19 protein-coding genes are annotated in these 21184 nt (G+C 65.0%); 9 read left to right on the top strand and 10 right to left on the bottom strand.

The window, feature by feature from the left end; all coding sequences use genetic code 11:
- Window positions 1-22 precede the first annotated feature (22 nt).
- The 4 genes from Q0316_RS01995 to Q0316_RS01980 all read left to right on the top strand — a co-directional run bounded on the left by Q0316_RS01995 (window position 23) and on the right by Q0316_RS01980 (window position 4828).
- Window positions 23-1150 carry an acyl-CoA dehydrogenase family protein gene (locus tag Q0316_RS01995; protein WP_298668929.1) on the top strand — a complete coding sequence of 376 codons (1128 nt, stop codon included), beginning with the start codon at window positions 23-25 and terminating at the stop codon, window positions 1148-1150.
- Window positions 1151-1325: 175 nt separating this feature from the next.
- Window positions 1326-2216: an acyl-CoA thioesterase II gene (locus Q0316_RS01990; RefSeq protein WP_298668926.1), complete on the top strand. Its 891-nt coding sequence runs from the start codon at window positions 1326-1328 to the stop codon at window positions 2214-2216.
- Window positions 2217-2246: 30 nt separating this feature from the next.
- Window positions 2247-4064 carry a DUF885 family protein gene (locus Q0316_RS01985; protein WP_298668924.1) on the top strand — a complete coding sequence of 606 codons (1818 nt, stop codon included), beginning with the start codon at window positions 2247-2249 and terminating at the stop codon, window positions 4062-4064.
- Between the two features lie 113 nt (window positions 4065-4177).
- Window positions 4178-4828 (top strand): hypothetical protein, encoded by a 651-nt coding sequence (locus Q0316_RS01980; RefSeq protein WP_298668922.1) that lies wholly within the window; start codon window positions 4178-4180, stop codon window positions 4826-4828.
- A gap of 57 nt (window positions 4829-4885) precedes the next feature.
- Here the strand turns inward: Q0316_RS01980 and Q0316_RS01975 are convergent, their stop codons facing one another.
- The 5 genes from Q0316_RS01975 to Q0316_RS01955 all read right to left on the bottom strand — a co-directional run bounded on the left by Q0316_RS01975 (window position 4886) and on the right by Q0316_RS01955 (window position 10015).
- Entirely contained in the window at window positions 4886-5686 is an 801-nt protein-coding gene (locus tag Q0316_RS01975; protein ID WP_298668920.1) for an SDR family NAD(P)-dependent oxidoreductase, read from the bottom strand.
- A gap of 16 nt (window positions 5687-5702) precedes the next feature.
- The gene (locus tag Q0316_RS01970) at window positions 5703-6467 is read right to left on the bottom strand and encodes an SDR family NAD(P)-dependent oxidoreductase (RefSeq protein WP_298668917.1); all 765 of its coding nucleotides are present in this window, start codon (window positions 6465-6467) and stop codon (window positions 5703-5705) included.
- A 15-nt stretch (window positions 6468-6482) separates the two neighbouring features.
- The gene (locus Q0316_RS01965; protein WP_298668914.1) at window positions 6483-7538 is read right to left on the bottom strand and encodes a phosphotransferase family protein; all 1056 of its coding nucleotides are present in this window, start codon (window positions 7536-7538) and stop codon (window positions 6483-6485) included.
- On the bottom strand, window positions 7535-8623 hold the full coding sequence (locus Q0316_RS01960) for a Zn-dependent alcohol dehydrogenase (protein WP_298668911.1): 1089 nt from the start codon (window positions 8621-8623) through the stop codon (window positions 7535-7537). Before Q0316_RS01960 ends, Q0316_RS01965 begins: the two co-directional genes overlap by 4 nt.
- An 84-nt stretch (window positions 8624-8707) precedes the next feature.
- Window positions 8708-10015 (bottom strand): acyl-CoA dehydrogenase family protein, encoded by a 1308-nt coding sequence (locus Q0316_RS01955; RefSeq protein WP_298668908.1) that lies wholly within the window; start codon window positions 10013-10015, stop codon window positions 8708-8710.
- Window positions 10016-10170: 155 nt separating this feature from the next.
- On the opposite strand from Q0316_RS01955, the gene Q0316_RS01950 reads away from it, so the two are divergent.
- Window positions 10171-11415 (top strand): TetR/AcrR family transcriptional regulator, encoded by a 1245-nt coding sequence (locus Q0316_RS01950; protein WP_298668905.1) that lies wholly within the window; start codon window positions 10171-10173, stop codon window positions 11413-11415.
- Window positions 11416-11558: 143 nt separating this feature from the next.
- Here Q0316_RS01950 and Q0316_RS01945 read toward each other — a convergent pair whose 3' ends face one another.
- The 3 genes from Q0316_RS01945 to Q0316_RS01935 form a co-directional block, all read right to left on the bottom strand.
- On the bottom strand, window positions 11559-12221 hold the full coding sequence (locus tag Q0316_RS01945) for a helix-turn-helix domain-containing protein (RefSeq protein ID WP_298668902.1): 663 nt from the start codon (window positions 12219-12221) through the stop codon (window positions 11559-11561).
- A 445-nt stretch (window positions 12222-12666) separates the two neighbouring features.
- Window positions 12667-13731, bottom strand: a complete 1065-nt coding sequence (locus Q0316_RS01940) for an acyl-CoA dehydrogenase family protein (protein ID WP_298668897.1) — start codon at window positions 13729-13731, stop codon at window positions 12667-12669.
- A gap of 109 nt (window positions 13732-13840) precedes the next feature.
- Window positions 13841-15061, bottom strand: a complete 1221-nt coding sequence (locus Q0316_RS01935; RefSeq protein WP_298668893.1) for an acyl-CoA dehydrogenase family protein — start codon at window positions 15059-15061, stop codon at window positions 13841-13843.
- 158 nt (window positions 15062-15219) lie between these two features.
- Here Q0316_RS01935 and Q0316_RS01930 point away from each other — a divergent pair, with 158 nt between their 5' ends.
- Window positions 15220-16431: an MFS transporter gene (locus tag Q0316_RS01930; protein ID WP_298668890.1), complete on the top strand. Its 1212-nt coding sequence runs from the start codon at window positions 15220-15222 to the stop codon at window positions 16429-16431.
- A gap of 40 nt (window positions 16432-16471) precedes the next feature.
- Window positions 16472-17164 carry a glutathione binding-like protein gene (locus Q0316_RS01925; protein ID WP_298668887.1) on the top strand — a complete coding sequence of 231 codons (693 nt, stop codon included), beginning with the start codon at window positions 16472-16474 and terminating at the stop codon, window positions 17162-17164.
- A gap of 72 nt (window positions 17165-17236) precedes the next feature.
- On the opposite strand, the gene Q0316_RS01920 is transcribed toward Q0316_RS01925, so the two are convergent.
- Entirely contained in the window at window positions 17237-17845 is a 609-nt protein-coding gene (locus tag Q0316_RS01920) for a bifunctional 2-polyprenyl-6-hydroxyphenol methylase/3-demethylubiquinol 3-O-methyltransferase UbiG (protein ID WP_298668885.1), read from the bottom strand.
- A 110-nt stretch (window positions 17846-17955) separates the two neighbouring features.
- Window positions 17956-18744, bottom strand: a complete 789-nt coding sequence (locus Q0316_RS01915; protein ID WP_298668882.1) for an SDR family NAD(P)-dependent oxidoreductase — start codon at window positions 18742-18744, stop codon at window positions 17956-17958.
- 71 nt (window positions 18745-18815) lie between these two features.
- Here Q0316_RS01915 and Q0316_RS01910 point away from each other — a divergent pair, with 71 nt between their 5' ends.
- Together Q0316_RS01910 and Q0316_RS01905 are read left to right on the top strand one after the other, a co-directional pair.
- The gene (locus tag Q0316_RS01910) at window positions 18816-20348 is read left to right on the top strand and encodes a class I adenylate-forming enzyme family protein (protein ID WP_298668879.1); all 1533 of its coding nucleotides are present in this window, start codon (window positions 18816-18818) and stop codon (window positions 20346-20348) included.
- On the top strand, window positions 20345-21130 hold the full coding sequence (locus tag Q0316_RS01905) for a thioesterase family protein (RefSeq protein ID WP_298668877.1): 786 nt from the start codon (window positions 20345-20347) through the stop codon (window positions 21128-21130). Before Q0316_RS01910 ends, Q0316_RS01905 begins: the two co-directional genes overlap by 4 nt.
- Window positions 21131-21184 lie beyond the last annotated feature (54 nt).

Here is a 21184-nt window from a genome sequence, read left to right as displayed (position 1 = left end):
GCCGGGGCGACGGAGCAAGATAATGCCGCTTTTCCTGAATGATGAACAGTCGATGCTGCGCGATACGGCGAAGGATTTCGTCGCGGAGCACGCGCCGGTCAAGCATATGCGCAAGCTGCGCGACGACAATGACCAGACCGGCTTCAGTCGCGATCTGTGGAAGCAGTTCGCCGACATGGGCTTCACCGGCATCCTGATCGGCGAAGATCATGGCGGGCTGGGCCTCGGCCATGTCGAAGCGGGCGTGGTGCTCGAGGAGATCGGGCGCAACCTTTCCCCTTCCCCATTTCTCTCCACCGCCGTCGCGGCGGTGGAGGCGCTGAAGGGCACCGGGCACGCCGGGCGCTGGTATCCCGGCATCCTGAAGGGCGAAACGATCGCCGCGCTGGCGATCGACGAAGCCGCGAAGCATCGTGCCAGCGTCGGCCTGAAGGCGGAGCGCGCCGGTAACGGTTTCCGTCTCACGGGCAGGAAACAATTCGTCACCCACGGCCATGTGGCCGATCTGCTGATCGTCGCCGCGCGCACGGCGGGCGCGCCCGATGATGAGGCCGGCGTCACCTTGTTCGCGGTGCCGCAGGGCGCGGCGAAGATGACCGTCACGCCCGAACGGCTGGCCGATTCCAGCCTTGCCGCGCGGATCGAGTTCGACGGGGTGGAGGTGGATGCCGATGCGGTGATCGGCGAGGTCGATGGCGGGCGCGGACCGCTCGCGCGCCTGCTCCGTGCCGGGCGCACGGGTGCCGCCGCCGAGATGCTCGGTGTCGGCGCGGGCGCGATGGACATGACCATCACCTATCTGCGCGAGCGCAAGCAGTTCGGCACGCTGATCGGCAGCTTCCAGGCGCTCCAGCACCGCGCCGCGCATCTTTATAGCGAAATGGAAGTGGCGCGCGCCGCCGTGCTCAAGGCGCAGCAATTGCTCGACGCGGGCGACGCGAAGGGCGACGCCGCCGTCTCCGTCGCCAAGGCGATGACGGGCATGGCGACGATGCTCAGCGTGCAGGAAGGCGTGCAGATGCACGGGGGCATCGGCATGACCGACGAATATGACATCGGCTTCTACATGAAGCGCCAGCGCGTGCTGGCCGAGATGTTCGGCGATGCCAATTTCCATGCCGATCTGCTGGCGCGGGCGGCGGGATATTGAGGGAGCGAGAATCAAAGCCCCTCCGCTTCAGGGGAGGGGTTGGGGTGGGGCGGTCAGTGGGATGATCTCGGCGAGGTATCGCCCCCTGCCCTCCCATGGAGGGGAGGAATGAGCGTGCGCTTGTCCATCACCCGCCTTATCCGTTACCCCGGCCACCGCAAAGGAGCCGATCAACGTGTCAGATACCCCACCCACCCCGGCAGAACTCGCCGCCGATCTCGTCGATCTGCTCGATGTGGAGGAGATTGACACCGATCTCTATCGCGGGCGCCGGTCGAATGGCGGGGTGGGTCGCGTGTTCGGCGGGCAGGTGATCGCGCAGGCGCTGCAGGCCGCGCAACGATCGACCGACGCGCCCAAGACCGCGCATTCGCTCCACGCCTATTTCATGCGGCCGGGCGACGAGAATTACCCGATCATCTATCGCGTGGTGCGTGATTTCGAGGGCCGCAGCTTCGCCACCCGCCGCATCATCGCGATGCAGCGCGGCGCGCCGATCCTCAACATGGCGGCATCCTTCCAGCTTCCGGAGGAAGGCTTCCACCATCAGGATCAGATGCCCGATGTCCCCGCGCCGGAGGAACTGGAGAACGAAGCGGAGATCCGCGCGCGGGAGAGCGCGCACGTCGACGAGCGTTTTCGCAAGCAACTCACCCGCCCGCGCCCGATCGAGATACGCCCGGTTTACCCGCGCAAATGGTTCAACCCCACACCGACAGCGCCGATCCAGCATAGCTGGTTCCGCGTCGTAGCGCCGGTGGGAGACGATCCCGCGATCCACCGTGCGATCCTGTCCTATGCGTCAGATATGTCGCTGCTCGGCACGTGCATGTTGCCGCATGGCGTGAACTGGACGACGCCCGGTTTCCAGAGCGCGAGCCTCGATCATGCCGTGTGGCTGCACGAGGATTTTCGCGCCGATGACTGGCTACTCTATTCCACCGACAGCCCATGGTCGGGCCATGCGAGGGGGATGAATCGCGGGCAGGTGTTCACCCGCGACGGGCGGCTCGTCGCCAGCGTCGCGCAGGAGGGGTTGATCCGCCAGCGCCAGCCACGCGCGTGAAGTCAATCGGATAAGGGAGGGGGAATCATCATGCAGGTCGATCGTCGCGGGTTCGTTGTCGGTGCCGCCGCTCTGGGCGTAACCACCGCCCTTCCCGCGCGCGCCGCCGCTTCCGGCGACGCCGCCGCGATGGCGGTGCTCGATCGGCAGGCCGAGGCGCTGCTCGCCACTTATCCCGAAAACGCCGCCTTCCTCGGCATCGACACCGGCAAGCGCGCCGCGCTCAAATCCATGCTGAGCGATCATAGCGCCGCAGCGGAGGCGAAGCGCCGGATCGACGCGACACGGCGCCTTTCCGAATTGAAGGCGATCGACCGTAGCTCCCTCTCCCCCACCGTCACCACCCATGTCGAAACGGTGACCGTGGCGCATGAGATCGCGCTCGATGGCTGGCGGCGGATGCCAGTGGGCGACATGGCCTTCCTTTCCGCCAACGGATATCGCTCCACCCCCTATATCGTCAGCCAGGGCAATGGCGCGTTCGTCGACGTGCCCGATCTGCTCGAAAACAAGCATCAAATAGCGGACACCGCCGATGCCGATGCCTATCTCACCCGGATGCGCGCCTATGCGCAGGAAGTGCGCGACGAGACCGAGCGGCTGAAGGCGGATGCGGCGAAGGGCGTCTATCTCCCCCGCTTCCTCAATGACATCACCGCGCGCCAGCTTCGCAACGGCGCCGCCGATCCGGCGAACTGGGCGATCGTCACCGGGCTGGGTGCGAAGGCACGCGCAGCGAAGCTCGCCGGGGACTGGACCGCACGCGCCGCCGCGATCGCCGAGCAGGAAATCGCGCCCGCACTGGCCGCGCAGTCCGATGCGTTCGTCGCGCTGCGCCCCCGCGCGCCCGATGTCGCGGGCATGTGGCGGGTGCCCGATGCCGACAATATCTACGGCTGGCTGGTGGAGGCCGGCACGACGACGAAGCGCACACCGGAGGAAATCCACGCCGCCGGGCTGGAGCAATGCAAGGCGCTGGCGGCTCAGATGGACCCGTTGCTCCGCGCGCAGGGCCTGACACAGGGCACCGCTGGCGAGCGGCTCGCCCAACTCGGCAAGCGCCCCGATCTGCTGTTCGCCAATACCGATGCGGGCCGCGCCGAGTTGCTCGCCTATCTCAACAGCGTGGTGGCGAAGATCAGGCCGCTGATGCCCAATGCGTTCGGCAAGCTGGTGCGCGGCAATCTCAACATCAAGCGCGTGCCGCCCGCGATCCAGGACGGCGCGCCCAACGGTTATGCCGGCCCCGGCTCGATCGACGGCAAGATCCCCGGCACTTACTATATCAACCTGCGCGATACCGGCATCTGGCCGCGCTATTCGCTCCCCACGCTAACCTTCCACGAAGGCATTCCGGGGCATATCTGGCAGGGCGAATATACTTTCGATCTGCCGCTGATCCGCACCTTGCTGAGCTTCAACGCCTATTCCGAAGGCTGGGGCCTTTATGCCGAGCAGATCGCGGACGAGGTGGGCTTCTACGCTGACGATCCGCTGGGCCGGATCGGCTATCTCCAGTCGATGAACTTCCGCGCCGCGCGGCTGGTCGCCGACACCGGGCTACATCACAAGCGCTGGACGATGGAGCAGGCGATGGCGTGGTTCATGGCCGCCACCGGCTTCACCGCGAGCCAGGCGCGATCGGAGCTGAATCGCTATTGCACCTGGCCGGGGCAGGCGCTGGGCTACAAGACCGGCCATAACGAGATCAACCGCCTGCGCGACGCGGCCAGGGCGAAGATGGGCGCGCGCTTCGACGTGCGCGGCTTCAACGATACGGTGGTGCAGACCGGCGGCGTGCCGCTCGGCGTGCTGGCGAAGGTGGTGGACCGCTGGGCGGGGGTGTAAGCGAGGCGCGAGCGGGCGGCGGGAAACGCCCCAGCATCGGTCATCAGGGAGGCTTGTGCGCTTACTCCAAAGCCGACACACCGCCGCTGGAGACTGCCTTGTGGAGCTTGTGAATGGTGCATGTGTTTTGCCATCTCGAAGAAATGGAGGACGGCCTAGCGCCGCTATGCGACATGACTTTCGAAATCATCGATAAGGTTTACGATGAGGAGGCATCGTCATGGCGGTTGGTTTTTCGCGCGGATGCTACCCCGTATGAACCGGTGGGATTTTGCGCGATTATCCCGGTGACAGGTTGGCGCGAACAAGTCGAAGGTGAAGGCGATGACGCGTTCCACAGCTTCTGGGGACCAGTCACGCTAAAATCTTTAGGAGACGATAGCGATAGGTTGCTTGCACTTCTGGCAGAATATTACGGGATTTCTACGACGCCTTCGGCAAGTAGCGGGTGGTTAAAAAAAAAGAATTTTCAACCTAAAGACTCTCTTTTGTCTGCTGAATGGTCGCTCGCAAATAGCATCGAGTGCTTCGCGGTAGGAATCGCATCGAATCCAGCCGCGATTTCAAGCGATTTCGTGCGTATGAAATTATTTTTTGACGATGGTGTTGAAAATGGGCGGTACGCCGAGATATTCCTCAATATCGATATGCCTCAAGGTTTCTGCGCTCTGAATGAAAAGGACGAGGGATACCGATCGGATTTAGTTCATTGGTTATCGCAGCCGGGTGATATCATCGCGAATCCTTACGCCGGGAAACAATGAGGTTCCGCACAAAACCTACCAGACCGCTTCCCACCCGCCTTCAGCCATTTGTCCCCCCTAAACCGCCGTCCGCCCATATTCCTGCTTCGTCACCGGATGGCTTGACGACAGGCCGCCATCCACCGCGATCGCCTGACCATTGACGTAGCTCGCATCATCGGAGGCGAGGAACAGCGCGACCTTCGCCAGTTCCTCCGGCTGCGCGCCGCGGCGCAGCGGGTTGAGCCGACCGAGGCGATCCATCTTGCCCGCATCGCGCGCATAATCGAAGGTGGGGCGCGTCATGCCCGTCTCGGTCAGGCCGGGGCAGATCGCGTTGACGCGCACGTTGGAGCCGGAAAGCTGCTGCGCCGAGACCTTGGCGAGATTGATGACCCCGGCCTTCGATGCGGAATAGGCCGGCGACCCGGCGCCCGAGCGGATGCCCGCGACGCTGGCGGTGAGGATGATCGCGCCCTTGCCGCGCTCGGCAATGCGCGGGGCGGCGTGTTTGATGGCGAGATACGGGCCGATCAGGTTGACGCGCAGCACTTCGGTGATGAGCGAGACATCGGTATCGAAGATGTTCGCCATCCCGCCGGAGATGCCGGCGTTGGCGAACATCACGTCCAGCCCGCCAAAGCGATCGCAGGCGAGTGCCACGGTGCGGATCACATCATCCTCGGAGCCCGCGTCCATGCGGATCGCCTCCGCCACGCCGCCGGCATCGCGGATCGCCTTCGCGGCCTGCTCCGCGCCATCGGACAGGTCGGCGACGATCACCCTGCCGCCCTCCGCCGCGAACAGTGTCGCGGCGGCGCGCCCGATGCCGGAGCCAGCGCCAGTGACGATAATCGACTTGTCGGTAAACCTGCCCATCCCCACACTCTCCTGCTTAAATCGTCACGCCGCCGTCGATCACCATCACCTGGCCGGTCATGAACCCGCTTGCCCGCGACGCGAGATAGACCACCGCGCCGGCAATCTCCTCCGGCTCGCCGATGCGGCGCAGCGGGGTCGTGCGGTTGCGCTCGGCGACCGCGGCTTCATCCTCCCACAGCGCTTTGGCGAAATCGGTCCTGATGAGGCCCGGCGCGATGCAGTTCACGCGGATGCCGTGCGCCCCATATTCGTGCGCCAGATTGCGCGCGAGTTGCATGTCGGCGGCCTTGGAGATGCAATAGGCACCGATCACCGTCGATCCGCGCAGCCCGCCGATCGAGGAGACGATGACGATCGAGCCCTCGCCGCGCGCCTTCATTTCCGGCGCGACCATCGAGATCAGCCAGTGGTTCGAGATGATGTTGTTATCGAGAATCTTGCGGAACTGCTCATCCGCAATCCCCTCCTGCGGCCCATAATATGGATTGGAGGCGGCATTGCAGACGAGGCAATCAATCCGCCCGAACGCGCGCCGCGTCTCATCGACGAGATGCTGAAGCCCCGCCTTGTCGGAGATGTTCGCCGCCACCGCGATCGCGGTGCCCGCGCCGAACCGATCGTTGATCTCCTTCGCGGTCACGTCACAGGCATCCTGCTTGCGGCTGGAGATGACGACCTTCGCCCCCTGCTCGGCACAGGCGATGGCGGCGGCCTTGCCGATCCCGCGTGACGAGCCGGTGATGAGGACGATCTTCCCCGTCAGATCGAACAACGACATCGCGAAATCCTCCCGTTACGCGCCGGCCTTCACCGCGAATTCCCATGCCGCCTCCGCGAGCAGCGGCACGCGCGCGCTGGTCGCCTCCGCATTGGCGTTGGATGCGGTGCCGATCAGGAAGCGTTTCCTGATGCCCTGCACGATCGAGGCGAGGCGAAACAGGTTGAACGAAATATACCAGTTGAGATCGGGCAGCCCGTCGCGCCCGGTCTTCGCGCAATAGCGCGCGACGACTTCCTCCAGCGTGGGAATGCCGGTTTCCGGGCCGGTCATGCCCTTCACGCCCGAGCGCCCTTCCGGCTCGGTCACCCAGGAGATGAGGAAATAGGACAGATCGGCGATCGGATCGCCCAGAGTCGACAATTCCCAATCGAGCACCGCCGCCACCCGCGGCTCCACGCCCGGCGCGAACTTCATATTGTCGCAGCGATAATCGCCATGGACGATCGAGGTGCGCGTCTGCGGCGGCAATGTGCGCGGCAAAAACTCGATCAGCCGCTCCATCGGCTCCATATGCTCGGTCTCGGCGCCGCGATATTGCTTCGTCCAGCGCGATACCTGCCGCTCGAAATAATTGCCGGGGCGGCCAAAGCTCTCCAGCCCGGCGGCGGCGTAATCCACGTTGTGAAGCTGGGCCAGCGTGTCGATCATCGCATTGTAATGCGCGCGCCGCGTATCGGCATCCATGCCGGGGAAAGCGCCGTCCCAGATCGTGCGGCCTTCCACCATTTCCATGACATAAAAGGCCGATCCGAGCACCGCATCGTCCTCGCACAGCCCGAACGGGCGCGGCACCGGGAAGCCGGTGGGATGAAGCCCCGCGATCACGCGATATTCGCGATCGACCGCGTGCGCGGAAGGGAGCAATTGGCCCATCGGCTTGCGGCGCAGCACATAGCTGCGCTCCGGCGTGGTAAGCTTGTAGGTCGGATTTGACTGGCCGCCCGCGAACTTCGCGTAGCTGAGCGGGCCGGCGAATTCCGGCACGTTCTCGCTCATCCACACCGCCAGCCGCCCGGTATCGAGCTGGTCGCGTTCGGCGATTTCGGTCTGAAGGCTGCTATCGCTCATTGATCGAATACAATCACGCTGCGCGTCGCATCGCCCTTGCGAAGTTCGTCGAACGCTTCGTTGATACGGGTGAGCGGCATCCGATCGGCGATGATCGTATCGAGATCGAGCAGCCCGCGCTGATAGAAATCAACCAGCCGGGGGATATCGACCGGGAAGCGATTATAACCCATGATCCCGCCCTGAAGGCGCTTACCGGAAAGCAGATCCATCGCCGAGAGGCCCACCTTCTCGCTGAGCGGCATCATGCCGAGGATGGTCGCCGTGCCGCCGCGCCGCAACACCGCCACGGAGGTTGCTGCCGATTGCGGCCTGCCGACCGCCTCGATCGCGTGATCGACCCCGCCCTTCGTGGCCTCGATCACTTCGGCGACGACATTCTCCGCCATCGGATCATAGCTGTGCGTCGCGCCCAGCTTCTCCGCGATCGCGCGCTTTTCGGGCACCGGATCGAGCGCGATGATCTTGCCCGCGCCGGCGATCTTCGCCGCGTTGACCGCCGCAAGCCCGATGCCGCCGCAACCGACGACGCACACCGTTTCGCCCGGAGACACATCCGTCGTGTTGAACACCGCGCCCGCCCCGGTCGTCACCGCGCAGCCGATCAGCGCGGCGCGATCGAGCGGCATATCGCGGTCGATCGCGACACAGGCATGTTCATGCACCAGCATCATTTCGGCATAGGCCGACAGATTGAGCATCTGATTGACCGGATCGCCGCTGGCGAGCCGCAGGCGCGGCTCCGCGCCGGCCGGGCGCCGCGTATCGGCGCCAAGGCAAAGATACATCCGCCCGGTGACGCAGAACTCGCAATGCCCGCAGAACGCGGAAAGGCAGGTGACGACATGATCGCCCGGCTTCACGGTGCGCACTTCATCGCCCACCGCCTCGACGATCCCGGCGGCTTCATGGCCGGGAATCGCCGGGAGCGGATGCGGATAGGCGCCGTCGACGAAATGCAGGTCCGATCGGCACACGCCGCACGCCAGCGTGCGGATCAGCACCTCGTGCGCGGCCGGTTTGGCGACGAGCACGTCGGTCACTTCCAGCGGCTTCTTGGCTTCGAACAAAACGGCGGCCTTCATGCGCCTCTCCTATCCATATCCTTGCCGCGACCGCAGGGTGGCGGCATTACTTCTGCTGCGATGCTCCGGCCCGCGCCGGGGATATCAGCGCGAAACGCCGATATCCCCGCTCGATACGTCGCTTCCCTGACGGGGCGCCGGGCGCTCGGCCTTCCAATCGGCATATTTGCCGAATTCGTCGCGAGCGATCGCGCGGGCGTGAACCTCGTCCGGCCCATCGGCGAGCCGCAGCGTGCGCATCGAGGCCCAGGCGTGCGCAAGGCCGTAATCCTCCGCCACGCCACCGCCGCCATGCGCCTGCACCGCATCGTCGATGATCTGGAGCGCCATGTTCGGCGCATAGACCTTAATCATCGCGATCTCGAGCTTGGCGGATTTGTTGCCGGCCTTGTCCATCAGATCGGCTGCCTTGAGGCACAGCAGCCGCGTCATCTCGATGTCGATGCGCGCGCGGGCGATGCGCTGTTCCCACACGCTATGATCGGACAATCGCTTGCCGAACGCGATGCGACTGACGAGGCGCTTCGCCATCTTCTCGATCGCGACCTCGGCCACGCCGATCGTGCGCATACAATGGTGGATGCGGCCCGGCCCGAGCCGCCCCTGCGCGATCTCGAATCCGCGGCCCTCGCCGAGCAGCAGATTTTCCACCGGCACGCGGACGTTGGTGAAGCTCACCTCGCCATGGCCGTGCGGCGCATGATCGTAGCCGTAAACCGACAGCATCCGCTCGACCTTCACGCCCGGCGTGTCCATCGGAACGAGGATCTGGCTCTGCTGCTGGTGGCGCGAGCCTTCGAAGCTCGTCTTGCCCATCAGGATGCCGATCTTGCAGCGCGGATCGCCCACCCCGGAAGACCACCATTTGCGCCCGTTGATGACGTAATGATCGCCGTCACGCTCGATCCGCGTTTCGATATTGGTCGCATCGGACGAAGCGACCGCCGGCTCGGTCATCAGGAATACGGAGCGGATTTCGCCGTTCATCAGCGGGCGGAGCCATTGCTCCTTCTGCTCACGCGTGCCGTAGCGGTGCAGCACTTCCATGTTGCCGGTATCGGGCGCGGAGCAGTTGAAGCATTCGCTCGCCCAGCCGATCTTGCCCATTTCCTCGGCGCACAGCGCATATTCGAGGTTGGTAAGCTGCGTGCCCTCGAATTCGAACGTGTCGTCGACATGGGTTTGCCCGGAATGCGGCGGCATGAAGAAATTCCACAGCCCGGCGGCCTTGGCCTTGGCCTTCACCTCCTCGATCACGGGTAGCACCTTCCACGGATCGCCCTCGTGGTGCTGGCGCTCATATTCTTCCTGCCGAGGGCGAATATGCTGGTCGATGAAATCGCGTACCCGGTCCCGGAAATATGTTTCGCGCTCGGTCAGCGTGAAGTCCATTGCATCCCTCCAAAGCCTGTTTCGGGAACCGCTCTAGACCGTACCCATCTTTCGGTAAAGCGATCTAATCATCATTTCGCCCCATATGAATGCGCGCCGAAACGGGCATATAGAAAGGGACTGTTTCTTCGAAATCTTGCTGCTAGAGTGGCTGAATGCACGGCTCTGGGGAAACCGGCCGGGGGGAGGATACGAGCACGCGCCGCTTCCGGGCGAAGCGTGATGCGATCCTTGCCGCGGCCGCTGACGCAATCAACGAACAGAGCGCGAAGGGCATGACCTTCGCGGATGTCGCGCGGCGCGTGGGCCTGAACACCACCAGCGTCACTTATTATTTCAAGCGCAAGGAGGATCTCGCCGCCGCCGCGTTCGAGCATACGCTCGATTCGCTGCTCGACATGCTCGATCAGGCGATGACGGAGCCGACGCCGGAGGCGCGGGTCGAACGCTATCTCGCGCTCAACATGGCGCGGCTGGCGCGGGTTCAGCGCGGCGAGGAACGGCAGATGGCCGGCCTTTCCGATCTGCGCGCGATGGACGAACCCGTGCGATCGCGGCTGATGGCGCGCTGGCGCGAGGTGTTCCGCCGCACCCGGCTGTTATGGGGGCCGGCCCAGACCCGTGACGAAACCGATCTCAAGGGCGCGCGCGCGCACGTGCTGCTGGAAAACACCTTCTGGCTGCCGGTGTGGCTGGGGCGTTACGAGCCCGATCAATATGGCCGGGCCGAAGCGCGGCTGATGGATGTGTTCCGCCATGGCATCGCCGGGCCGCACGCCATCTGGCGGCCCGAGCCGATCGGCCTGCCGCATGACGAGGCGGTGCCGGGGCGCGAAGCCTTCCTGCTCGCCGCGACGCGCCTGATTAACGAACTCGGCTATCGCGGCGCATCGGTTCAGCGGATCGCGTCCGAACTGAACGTGACCAAGGGCAGTTTCTACCATCATCTCGACGCCAAGGACGATCTGGTGGTCGCCTGCTACAAGCGCAGCTTCGACGCGATCGCCGCCGCGCAGCGCCTGGCAGACGAGCGCGACGGCAACCATTGGGAGCGGCTGGCGAGCATGATCGCGACGCTGCTCGACGTGCAATTCTCCGAACTGGGGCCGCTGCTTCGCACCACCGCGCTCACCGCGCTGCCACTGGGCGTGCGGCAGGTGATGGTGGAGCGATCGAACCGTATCGCGCGGCGCTTCGCCGGCACCATCTCCGATGGCATCGCCGAAGGAACGATCCGCCCGGTCGATGCGCTGATCGCGGCGCAGGCGCTGATGGCGTTTCTCAACGCGGCGTTCGATATGCGCAAATGGGCCTGGTCGATGCCGCGCGAACGCGCCATCGCGCTCTACGCCTCCACCCTCATGTTCGGCCTGTTCGACGATCGCGCGATCGCGGCTTAGGACCGATCGACATTCAGGCCAGGTCGAGCCGGAAATGGTGGTTTCTCGTGACCCGCAAGCGCAGCGTACTAAAGGTACGTGAGTACCTAAAAGCGCGGGAAACCGCCATTTGCAGGCCAGCATGGGTTGGATGCCGATCGGCCCTAGACCGGCGCGCCGAGCACTTCGGCACGGGTCTGCATGACGAGCGCGTGGAGCGGGCCGCGCCGCTGGCGGAATTCTCGGATCGAGCAACCAAGGAAAAGATGCGCATCGCGCAGGAAGTGCGAGCGATCCCAATAACCCGCCTCTGCCAGCAACCCGCCAGATTCCTCGGGCGCGGCATCCAGCGTGACACTCAGCGCGCGAAGGAAACGGCGGCGGCGCAGCAGCACCTTGGGGGTGAACCCGAAATTCCGCCGCGACAGCGTGCCGAGTTGGCGCGCGGTGAGATCGAGTTCCTCCGCGAGCGTTTCGATCCGCGCCGTCGCCGCGTCCGCGATCAGCGCCTCCAGCCGCGTCAGCCGCGGATCGACCGTGCGGCGCGCGGCGAGCAGGCAATCGAGCCATCGCTCGAACACCGCCGGCGGATGCTCGCATCCGTCAAGCTTGTCGAGCAGCGCGTCGGCGCCGATATCAAGCGTTGAGAGCGGGACGACCCGGTTGGCGTAGGCGGAAAGATCGCCACCGAACAACCGCGCCCACCCTTGCGCGCGCAGCCCGAGGCCGACAACCGCGCCGCCCTGCGCCTCCACCCAGCCGGCCACGTCGGTTGGCCCGGCGAACGAGGCGAACGGCATGTCAAACCGGCGCGCGCCAAGCCGCATCGACCAGGGCCGTGCATCTTCGATCGCAAACCGAATAGTGGCGAAGCTCGGAAAGAAAACGTCTCGAAACGGCACCGCGGAGGGAAGTCCAAGCCGGAAACGGTGAAACCCTGTTACCAGCCCTTCAAACCTTTCACTCGCCCGCCAGAAAGTGACGGGCGAGTTATCCGCGTTCGCCATTTCATCCCTCACCCGTTGAGAATGGCGTTAGCACCAAAAAGGTCAACATTTGCTACCAATTTTGCGATCAATTTTTGCGATCCACGCCACCGCCTGCTGTTTTCGTTTCAGAAACCGTTCGCGCGGATAAAGGAAAACATGGCGGAAAGGACCGACGCGCGCCGAGACCATCGCCGGGAAAAGAACGGTACCGAAATGGCTGCAACCGGAATAAGATATTGAATTACAATATATTCACCCGGACGAGCGCTGGAACGCCTGCCGCTCAATAGCCGTTGAGGCGTCCGAAACGATCGCGATGATAGGATGCCGTTCCCCACATCGCCTCCAGCGCCGCCGCGCGCTTCAGATACAGCCCGGCATCATATTCGTCGGTCATGCCCACGCCGCCGTGAAGCTGCACCATCTCCCGGCTGACGAGACGCAGCGTATCATTGGCCACCGCCTTGGCGAGGCTTACCGCCTGATCCACGTCCGAACGCCCCGCGTCGATCGCTTCCAGCGCGCCTTCCACCGCGGAACGCATCAGTTCCAGTTCGGTCAGCATCTTCGCCATGCGGTGCTGGAGCGCCTGGAAGGTGGAGAGCAATTGGCCGAACTGAACGCGCTGCTTAAGATAATCGAGCGTCTGGTGGAACGCGCTGTCCGCCATGCCGAGCATCTCGGCGGCGGTGACGGCGGCGGCGCGATCGGCAACCGCCTGCGTCAGCGCGACATCGCCCAGTTTCTCGGCGGGCGCATCCTTGAAGGTCACCGCCGCACGGCTGCGGCTATCGGCCATGCGCCGCGGGCTCACCGTTACGCCTTCGCCCTTGGCGACGAGGTAAAGCCCGTCGGTCGCGGCGACGACGAACGCGTCCGCGCTCTCGGCTTCCGCGACGAACTGCTTGGTTCCGCTCAGCTTGCCGCCTGAAACGCTTGCGGCAATCTTCAGATCGTGGCTCGGCCCCTCGTCGATCGCCAGCGTGGCGATCGCTTCGCCGGCAGCGAGCCGGGGCAGCCAGTCGCCTTTCGCCTTGTCCGACGATCCCATCACGATCGCGCTGGCGGCAACCGCCGTCGAGGCAAGCGGCGAGGCGGCGAGGTTGCGACCGAGTTGCTCCATGACCAGCCCGAGCGAGAGATAGCCGAACGCCGATCCGCCGAACTCCTCCGGGATAACGATCCCGGCCCAGCCCATGCCGCCGATCGCGCCCCACGCCTCCGCATCGAAGCCCTTGCCCGCGCCCGCATCGCGCAACTTGCGGAAAGCGGCGACCGGGCTTTCGTTATCGGCCCATTCGCGCGCCATATCGCGCAGCATCACCTGTTCTTCGTTCAGTGCCGCCATCTTCATTCCCTCTTGGAATTACCGGGGAGGAGGGCATCTGGCGCACCCTCCTCCACCCGGCCCTCTCCAGACGCTGGGGCTCGATCCCCATGCGCCTAACCATCATGCATCACTGGTGATCCAGCATCCCCAGAATGCGCTTCGCGATCACGTTGTTCTGGATTTCGCTGGAGCCGCCGTAGATCGACACCGCCTTGCCCCACAGCCAGGTGCGCGTCTGTTCGAGTTCGGCCTGGGTGAAGCCCTCGCCTTCCCAGCCGAGGCCCTGCAGCCCCATGATCTCCACATTCAGTTCCGCGCGATCCTGCGTGATGCGCGCGCCGACATTCTTCATCACGCTCGTCGCGGCGGAGGGGCCGGCATTGCCCTTCGCCTCAAGCGCGGCGCGGCGCAGCGTCAGCGCGAAGGCGCGCTGATCCATCTCGTGCTTGATGATCCGCGTGCGAAGATCAGCATCCGCGAGACGCCCCGACGCATCGGTTTCGCGATAGCGTTTGGCGATATCCGCCACGCGCTCGCCGGCATTCATCCGCCCGGCCGAACCGCCGCCGCCCGAAAGCGAATTTCGTTCATGCTGAAGCAGGCGCGTGCCGATTTCCCAGCCCTGCCCTTCGCGCCCGACGAGATTTTCCTTCGGCACCTTCACGTTGGTGAAGAAGGTCTCGCAGAACGGCGACGAGCCGGAGATCAGCCGGATTGGCCGGGTTTCCACACCCGCACTCGTCATATCGAGCAGAAGGAAGCTGATCCCGGCATGTTTCTGGGATTTGTCGGTGCGAACGAGCGCGAAGCATTTGTCGGCCCATTGGCCGCCGCTCGTCCACGTCTTCTGCCCGTTGACGATATAATGATCGCCCTTGTCCTCCGCGAAGGTCTGCAGGCTCGCAAGATCAGAGCCGGCGCCCGGCTCGGAATAGCCCTGGCACCAGCGCACCTCGCCACGGACGATGCCGGGGATATGCTGCTGTTTCTGCGCCTCGCTGCCATATTCGAGCAAGGTCGGGCCGAACATCATCACGCCCATCCCACCGATCGGGTTCCACGCGCCGATGCGGCCCATTTCCTCCTGGAGTACGCGGGCTTGCGCGCGGGAAAGGCCGCCGCCGCCATATTCCGTCGGCCAGGTCGGCACGCCCCAGCCCTTGTCGCCCATCGCCTCGCGCCATTTCCTCTGCGCGGGCGTTTCGGCGGTCGGCCCGTCCACCGCGGACATCGCATTGTCGTGCCCGCGCAACTCGGCGGGGAAATTCTCCCCAAGCCACGCGCGCGCTTCATCACGGAAGGTTTCGAGATTGTCGGCAGGACGGTCCAAATCGGCGGCTGTCGCCATCGGCATTACTCCACGATTCGCAAATCTGAAGATCGGGTATGGCAAGCGGCATCGCACGACTCGCACGAAGATGCAAAGGGACAGCGCGATCGCGACCTGATAAAAACACACCGGACGACAGGCGCGGCTCGCGCCGGATCGCAACATGAGGGGGCCGCTTGATCCGTTTCCACCATCGCGCGGTGCCGATCGCGCTGGCCGCCGTGCTGATCGACACGATCGGGTTCGGGATTGTCACCCCGGTGCTGCCGACGCTGATCGTCGAGCTGGCGCATGTCGGCCTGCCCGAGGCCACCCGGATCGGTGGCTATATGCTGATCGCCTTTGCGGTGGCGCAATTCTTCGCGGGGCCGGTGCTGGGCAATCTGGGGGACCGTTTCGGCCGCCGCCCGGTGCTGCTCGCCGCGATGACGGCTTTTTCCGCCGATTATGCGCTGATGGCATTGGCGCCGACGATCGGCTGGTTGTTCCTCGGTCGCGTGATCGCGGGGATAACCGGCGCGACCTATGGCCCGGTCAATGCGGTGCTGGCCGATGTGACCCCGCCGGAAAAGCGCGGCGCGACCTTCGGGCTGGTCGGCGCGGCATTCGGCGCGGGATTCATCATCGGCCCGGCGATCGGCGGCCTGCTCTCCACCCTCGGCCCCCGCGCGCCCTTCGTGGCGGCGGCGTGCCTCGCGCTCGCCAATGCGGCGACGATCGCGCTCATCATGCCCGAAACCCTGTCACGCGAGCGCCGGCGCCCGTTCGAGTGGAAACGCGCCAATGTGTTCGGCGCCTTCGCACCGCTGCTTCACGCGGGCGGCGCCGCGCCGCTGCTGCTGGCCGCGCTGATGTGGCAGATCGCGCATATGGTCTATCCGGCGACCTGGTCTTTCTACGCGGAGATCGCGCTCGGCTGGGATGCGCGCGCGATCGGCTGGTCGCTCGCCGCCGTCGGCGCGACGATGATGCTGGTGCAGATATTTCTAACCGGGCGCGCGATCGAGCGGTTCGGCGAGGAACGCACCGTTCTGATCGGGCTGGCGATCGGCGTGATCGAATTCTTCCTGTTCGTCTTCGTGACGAAGGGCTGGCAGGCCTATACGCTGATTCTGGGCGGCGCGCTGACCGGGCTGATCTTCCCGTCGATCAACGCGATCCTGTCCAATCGAGTGGATGCCGGCCATCAGGGTGCGCTGCAGGGCGGCATGGCGAGCCTTGCCAGCATCTCCTCGATCGTCGGGCCGCTGGCGATGACGCAGGCGCTGGCGTTCGGCGCCGATCATGGCGAACCGGGCAGCGCCTTCCTGCTCGCCGCGATATTGGCCGGGTTGTCGCTGGTGACGATCTGGCTTGGCGTCGTGCGGCGGCAGGGCGCGCTTGCGTGATCGTTCGCGCCCGCCCATCTTCGTCGCGAAGGGGAATCCAATGATCGACCTGCATTTCTGGCCCACGCCGAACGGCCACAAGATCACGCTGTTTCTTGAGGAAGCCGGGCTCGATTACACGATCAAGCCGGTCAATATCGGCGGGGGCGAGCAGTTCAAACCCGAGTTTCTGACGATCGCCCCGAACAACCGGATGCCCGCGATCGTCGATCACGCGCCATCCGACGGCGGGGAGCCGATCGCGATCTTCGAATCCGGCGCGATCCTGCTCTATCTCGCGGAAAAGACGGGCAGGTTCGGCGGCGAAGGGCTGCGCGAACGGACCAAGGTGAACCAGTGGCTGATGTGGCAGATGGGCGGCCTTGGCCCGATGCTGGGGCAGAACCACCATTTCACCCGCTACGCGCCTGAAAAAATCCCATATGCGGTCGATCGCTACGTCCGGGAAACCAACCGGCTCTACGGCGTGCTCGACCGGCGGCTGGAGGGGCGCGAATTCATCATCGGAGACGATTTCACGATCGCCGACATGGCGAGCTATCCATGGATCCTGCCCGAGATACAGGGGCAGGACATGGCCGATTTCCCCAACCTCGCCCGCTGGCGCGCCACGATCCGCGCCCGCCCCGCCACCGAACGCGCCTATGCGAAAGGCAAAGCGATCGCCCCGCAGCAACAGACGCTGAGCGAGGAGGCGAAGAAGATATTGTTCGGGCAGACGGCACGGGGGTGAGGTTGGAAGCGGCGCGGTGGCGGGAAGCGCCGCAAAATGAGCCTGCCGATCCCTTCGTATTGTATCCCGTTATCAGATCTTCTGGAACGCGAGCCACGTCCAAGATACCCCCATCACCTGATTGTTCAATTGCACGGACTTGGCTTCCCGCCTGCGTATAAGATGCAGGTCGCAAGTCCGTGCCTCCTCGACCATCATGTCAGGCGACACCGGAAATACTCTGCGGCCCACGCCGCCAGGGCCGTGCCGAAGCGACACAATGAGGATTCCTTCTGGTGCGATGAGCGTCGCGAGGCGTGAGATCGCGACCGTACGATCCTCATCCGTCAGGTGCTGCCACACGGCGCACAAGATCACCAGATCGAACGAAGCCGAGGCGGGGACGACGGAAAGGTGCGGCAGGCGATCGTCGATCCACTCAATATTTCCGGCGGTGTGGAGCGCCCGGCCTGCCTCGCGAAGTTCCCGGACCGGCTCGACTGCAAGCACGTAATGCCCCTTACCGGCGAACCAAGCTGCGTCCCGCCCCGTCCCGGCCCCGATATCTGCAACTTTAGCATTTCTAGTTGGGAACAGATCAATAACGTGCTCGTATATGCTTTCCGGAGAAAGGCCGTCATACGCAGCGACGAAGTCCGCTGTGGCGGCAGCGGCATATCCTTCCAGAATGTCTTGCATCATGCTCTCGCGAATGGCCCGAGATCACGATGCACACGTGGAAAGAGACAGGCAAGAATTCACCCAATCCCCGTCACAGTCACGCCCACAATCCGGCGCGCAACCCGCCGCGCTCACCCCATCTCCCGCCCCGGTCGGCGGCTCAGCCCCACGTCGAGGTGTGCGCCCGCGTCCACCCGCCACACCTCGCCGGTGATCGCGCGGGCGGCGGGGTCTAGCAGCATCTCGATCGGGCCGGCGATATCTTCCGCCTGCGGGGCCATCGCCATCGGGGTCATCCCCGCGATGCGCGTGTCGAGCGCGGCCTTGCCCTCTGCCCCCAGCGCCTTTTCGAACCAGCCGGTGCCGACATAGCCGGGCGCCACGGCGTTCACCCGGATGTTCGGCGCCAACACCCGTGCGAGGCTCTGCGTCATTGTAATCATCGCGCCTTTCGACGCGGCATAGGCGATCGACGAGCCGATCCCGTGAAGCCCCGCGACCGAGGCGACGTTGACCACCGCGCCGTGCGGGCTTTCGCCCAGCGCCGCGGCGCCCGCGCGCGTCATCTGGAAGGCGGCGATCGTGTTGAGGCGATAGATGTCGATGAAATCCTCCGCCTCCAGCCCGTCGAGCCGCTCATGCGCCATATGCTTGGTGCGCCCCGCGTTGTTGACGAGGAAATCGACGCGCCCGAACCGTTCCAGCGCGGTCGTGACGAGCGCGCGGCACGTGGCGTCCTCGGTGATATCGGCCTGAACCGCGATCGCGCCCACCCCCACCTCAACTGCTAGCGCCTCCGCCTCGGCGCGGCTGTGGGCGTAGTTGATGACGCAGGCCACCCCGCGCCGCGCGAGTCGCCGCACCACCGCCGCGCCGATCCCCGTGCCACCGCCGGTCACGATCGCTACCGAGCCCTTCATCCATCCCTCCTGATGCTTTTTCGAAAATCGCGTATGGCATTCGGCGATCGCATCGCCTAGCGCCGTTGTCCATGATCGACGCCGCCGCGATGCTCGCCGAGCCGTTCGGGCTCCTGCCCGACCTCATCCGCCGCCATGCGACCACCCAGCCGGAAAAGCTCGCCATCGCCGACGAGGATTCGCGGGTCAGCTATGCCGAACTGGATCGTGCGATGGATCGCGTGGCCGCCGCGCTGCAACGCGACGGCACCGCGCAACGTCAGGCAGTGGCGATGGTTTCCTATCCGTCCGTCCGGCAGGCGATCGTGTTCCTTGGCGCGTTGCGCGCGGGCAGCATCGCCGCGCCGATCCAGCCCTCCGCCACGCCGGAGCAGATCGCGGGCATGGTGGCGGACAGCGGCGCGAACCTCGTTTTTCTCGACGCCGCCAATGCCGAGGCGCTGAAAGATCAGTCGCTCGCCGCGCGCGTCGTGCCGCTGGAGGCGCTGGACGACTGGCTCGCCCCGGAAGGCGCCACGCCCGCCCCGGTGGAAATCGCGCCGGACGACGGCTTCAACATCATCTATTCGTCGGGCACCACCGGGCTGCCCAAGGGCATCGTCCAGAGCCATGCGATGCGCTGGCAGCATTTCTCGCGCAATGCGGCCGCCGGGTTCGGCTCGGCGGTGACGTTGCTTTCCACCCCGCTCTATTCGAACACCACGCTCGTCAGCTTCCTGCCAACGCTGGCATGGGGCGGCAGCGTCGTGCTGATGAAGAAGTTCGAGGCGCGCCGCTTCCTCGAACTGGCCGAGGAATATCGCGCGACGCACACGATGCTGGTGCCCGTGCAATATCAGCGGATCATGGCGCTGGCTGATTTCGATCGCTTCGATCTTTCCGCCTTCCGCTTCAAGACCTGCACCTCGGCGCCGTTCAAGGCCGAACTGAAGCGCGACGTGATCGCGCGCTGGCCGGGCAAGCTGGTGGAATATTACGGCATGACGGAGGGCGGCGCATCCTTCGCGCTGGTGGCGGACGAGTTTCCGGACAAGCTTCACACGGTGGGCCGCCTGCTTCCGGGGCATGAAGCGAAGCTGCTGGATGACGAGGGCAACGAAGTGCCCCCCGGCGGCATCGGCGAGATCGTCGGTCGCTCGCCCGCGATGATGAACGGCTATCACCGCCGCGAACAGGCGACGCGGGATGCCGAATGGTTCGACGGAAACGGCGATCGCTGGCTGCGGCACGGCGACGTGGGGCGGTTCGACGAGGACGGCTTCCTGACGCTCATGGACCGCAAGAAGGACATGATTATCTCCGGCGGGTTCAATATCTATCCATCGGATCTGGAGGCCGTGCTGGCCACGCACCGGGCTGTGGCGGACTGCACCGTGGTCGGTGTGCCAAGCGAGGAATGGGGCGAAACGCCGGTTGGTTTCTATGTGCCGCGCGCCGATGCGACCGATAGCGCGGAAGACATCCGCCAATGGGCGAATGCACGACTGGGCAAGACGCAGCGGCTGTCCGCGCTGTTCGGCGCGCGCGAATTGCCGCGCAGCGCGATCGGTAAGGTTTTGAAGCGCGAGTTGCGGGATCGCCTCGCGGCGGGGGAGTTCGCATGACAAGCCTGAAGCAGATACTCGACGCGCTGGAGCCACTTGCCGAAGGCATCGGCTGGCGTGGGACGATCCCCGACGACTGGTTGCAGGGCCGCACCGCTTATGGCGGCGTTTCAGCGGCAATCGCGCTGCATTGCGCGATGCAGTCCGATGAAAATCTGCCTCCGCTGCGTTCGGCGCAGGTTTCGTTCATCGGCCCGCTCTCCGGCCCGATCCTGGTGACGACGCACCGGCTGCGGCGCGGCAAGAACGCCGCGTTCATCCAGGCCGATATCGAGAGCGAGGCGGGCCTCGGCCTGCGCTGCACCTTCGTTTTCATGCGCGCGATCGAAAGCGAAGTGGATTATCAAACCACCGTTCTGCCCGATTTTCCCCGCCCCGGCCCCGGCGACACGACGTTCAGGGGCAACGCTCACGTATCCTTCACCCGCAACTTCGAATTCGTCGATCGGCGCGAGGGGCCTGGTCTTCAGCCCGCGGAATGGCTGCGCTGGACCCGGCTCAACGAGCGCGAGGGGCTTGATCCGATGGTCGAACTGATCGCGGTCGGCGATTGCCTCCCGCCCGCCGCGCTGCGCCTGATCGGGCGCAATGTGCCGATGAGTTCGATGACATGGATATTGAACCTGCTCGGCCCCTCGCCTTCAACCGAGGACGGTTGGTGGCTGCTGCGCTCCAACGCCGATTATGCCCGCTCGGGCAGTTCCTCGCAGCAGATGGGGATCTGGAACGCGAGCGGCGAGATGGTGGCGGAGCAGATGCAGTCGGTCGCGCTGTTCGCGTGAAGCGGGTGGCGAGATAATGCGCTGATATTCCGGCGGCGGCGGGCTGGAAGCGAC

Origin of the sequence: uncultured Sphingomonas sp. (assembly GCF_937871615.1) — a bacterium.
Taxonomy (GTDB): domain Bacteria; phylum Pseudomonadota; class Alphaproteobacteria; order Sphingomonadales; family Sphingomonadaceae; genus Sphingomonas.
The sequence above is the reverse complement of the archived record's forward strand: the minus strand, read 5'-3'. Positions and strand labels throughout refer to the sequence as shown.

Coding starts and splice junctions, on each gene's coding strand:
- Q0316_RS01925 (WP_298668887.1), top strand. CDS start 16,472: ATGATCGACCTGCATTTCTGGCCCACGCCGAACGGCCACAAGATCACG.
- Q0316_RS01965 (WP_298668914.1), bottom strand. CDS start 7,538: ATGAGCGATAGCAGCCTTCAGACCGAAATCGCCGAACGCGACCAGCTC.
- Q0316_RS01910 (WP_298668879.1), top strand. CDS start 18,816: ATGATCGACGCCGCCGCGATGCTCGCCGAGCCGTTCGGGCTCCTGCCC.
- Q0316_RS01980 (WP_298668922.1), top strand. CDS start 4,178: ATGGTGCATGTGTTTTGCCATCTCGAAGAAATGGAGGACGGCCTAGCG.
- Q0316_RS01950 (WP_298668905.1), top strand. CDS start 10,171: ATGCACGGCTCTGGGGAAACCGGCCGGGGGGAGGATACGAGCACGCGC.
- Q0316_RS01960 (WP_298668911.1), bottom strand. CDS start 8,623: ATGAAGGCCGCCGTTTTGTTCGAAGCCAAGAAGCCGCTGGAAGTGACC.
- Q0316_RS01955 (WP_298668908.1), bottom strand. CDS start 10,015: ATGGACTTCACGCTGACCGAGCGCGAAACATATTTCCGGGACCGGGTA.
- Q0316_RS01975 (WP_298668920.1), bottom strand. CDS start 5,686: ATGGGCAGGTTTACCGACAAGTCGATTATCGTCACTGGCGCTGGCTCC.
- Q0316_RS01935 (WP_298668893.1), bottom strand. CDS start 15,061: ATGGCGACAGCCGCCGATTTGGACCGTCCTGCCGACAATCTCGAAACC.
- Q0316_RS01905 (WP_298668877.1), top strand. CDS start 20,345: ATGACAAGCCTGAAGCAGATACTCGACGCGCTGGAGCCACTTGCCGAA.
- Q0316_RS01995 (WP_298668929.1), top strand. CDS start 23: ATGCCGCTTTTCCTGAATGATGAACAGTCGATGCTGCGCGATACGGCG.
- Q0316_RS01945 (WP_298668902.1), bottom strand. CDS start 12,221: ATGCGGCTTGGCGCGCGCCGGTTTGACATGCCGTTCGCCTCGTTCGCC.
- Q0316_RS01915 (WP_298668882.1), bottom strand. CDS start 18,744: ATGAAGGGCTCGGTAGCGATCGTGACCGGCGGTGGCACGGGGATCGGC.
- Q0316_RS01985 (WP_298668924.1), top strand. CDS start 2,247: ATGCAGGTCGATCGTCGCGGGTTCGTTGTCGGTGCCGCCGCTCTGGGC.
- Q0316_RS01940 (WP_298668897.1), bottom strand. CDS start 13,731: ATGGCGGCACTGAACGAAGAACAGGTGATGCTGCGCGATATGGCGCGC.
- Q0316_RS01970 (WP_298668917.1), bottom strand. CDS start 6,467: ATGTCGTTGTTCGATCTGACGGGGAAGATCGTCCTCATCACCGGCTCG.
- Q0316_RS01920 (WP_298668885.1), bottom strand. CDS start 17,845: ATGATGCAAGACATTCTGGAAGGATATGCCGCTGCCGCCACAGCGGAC.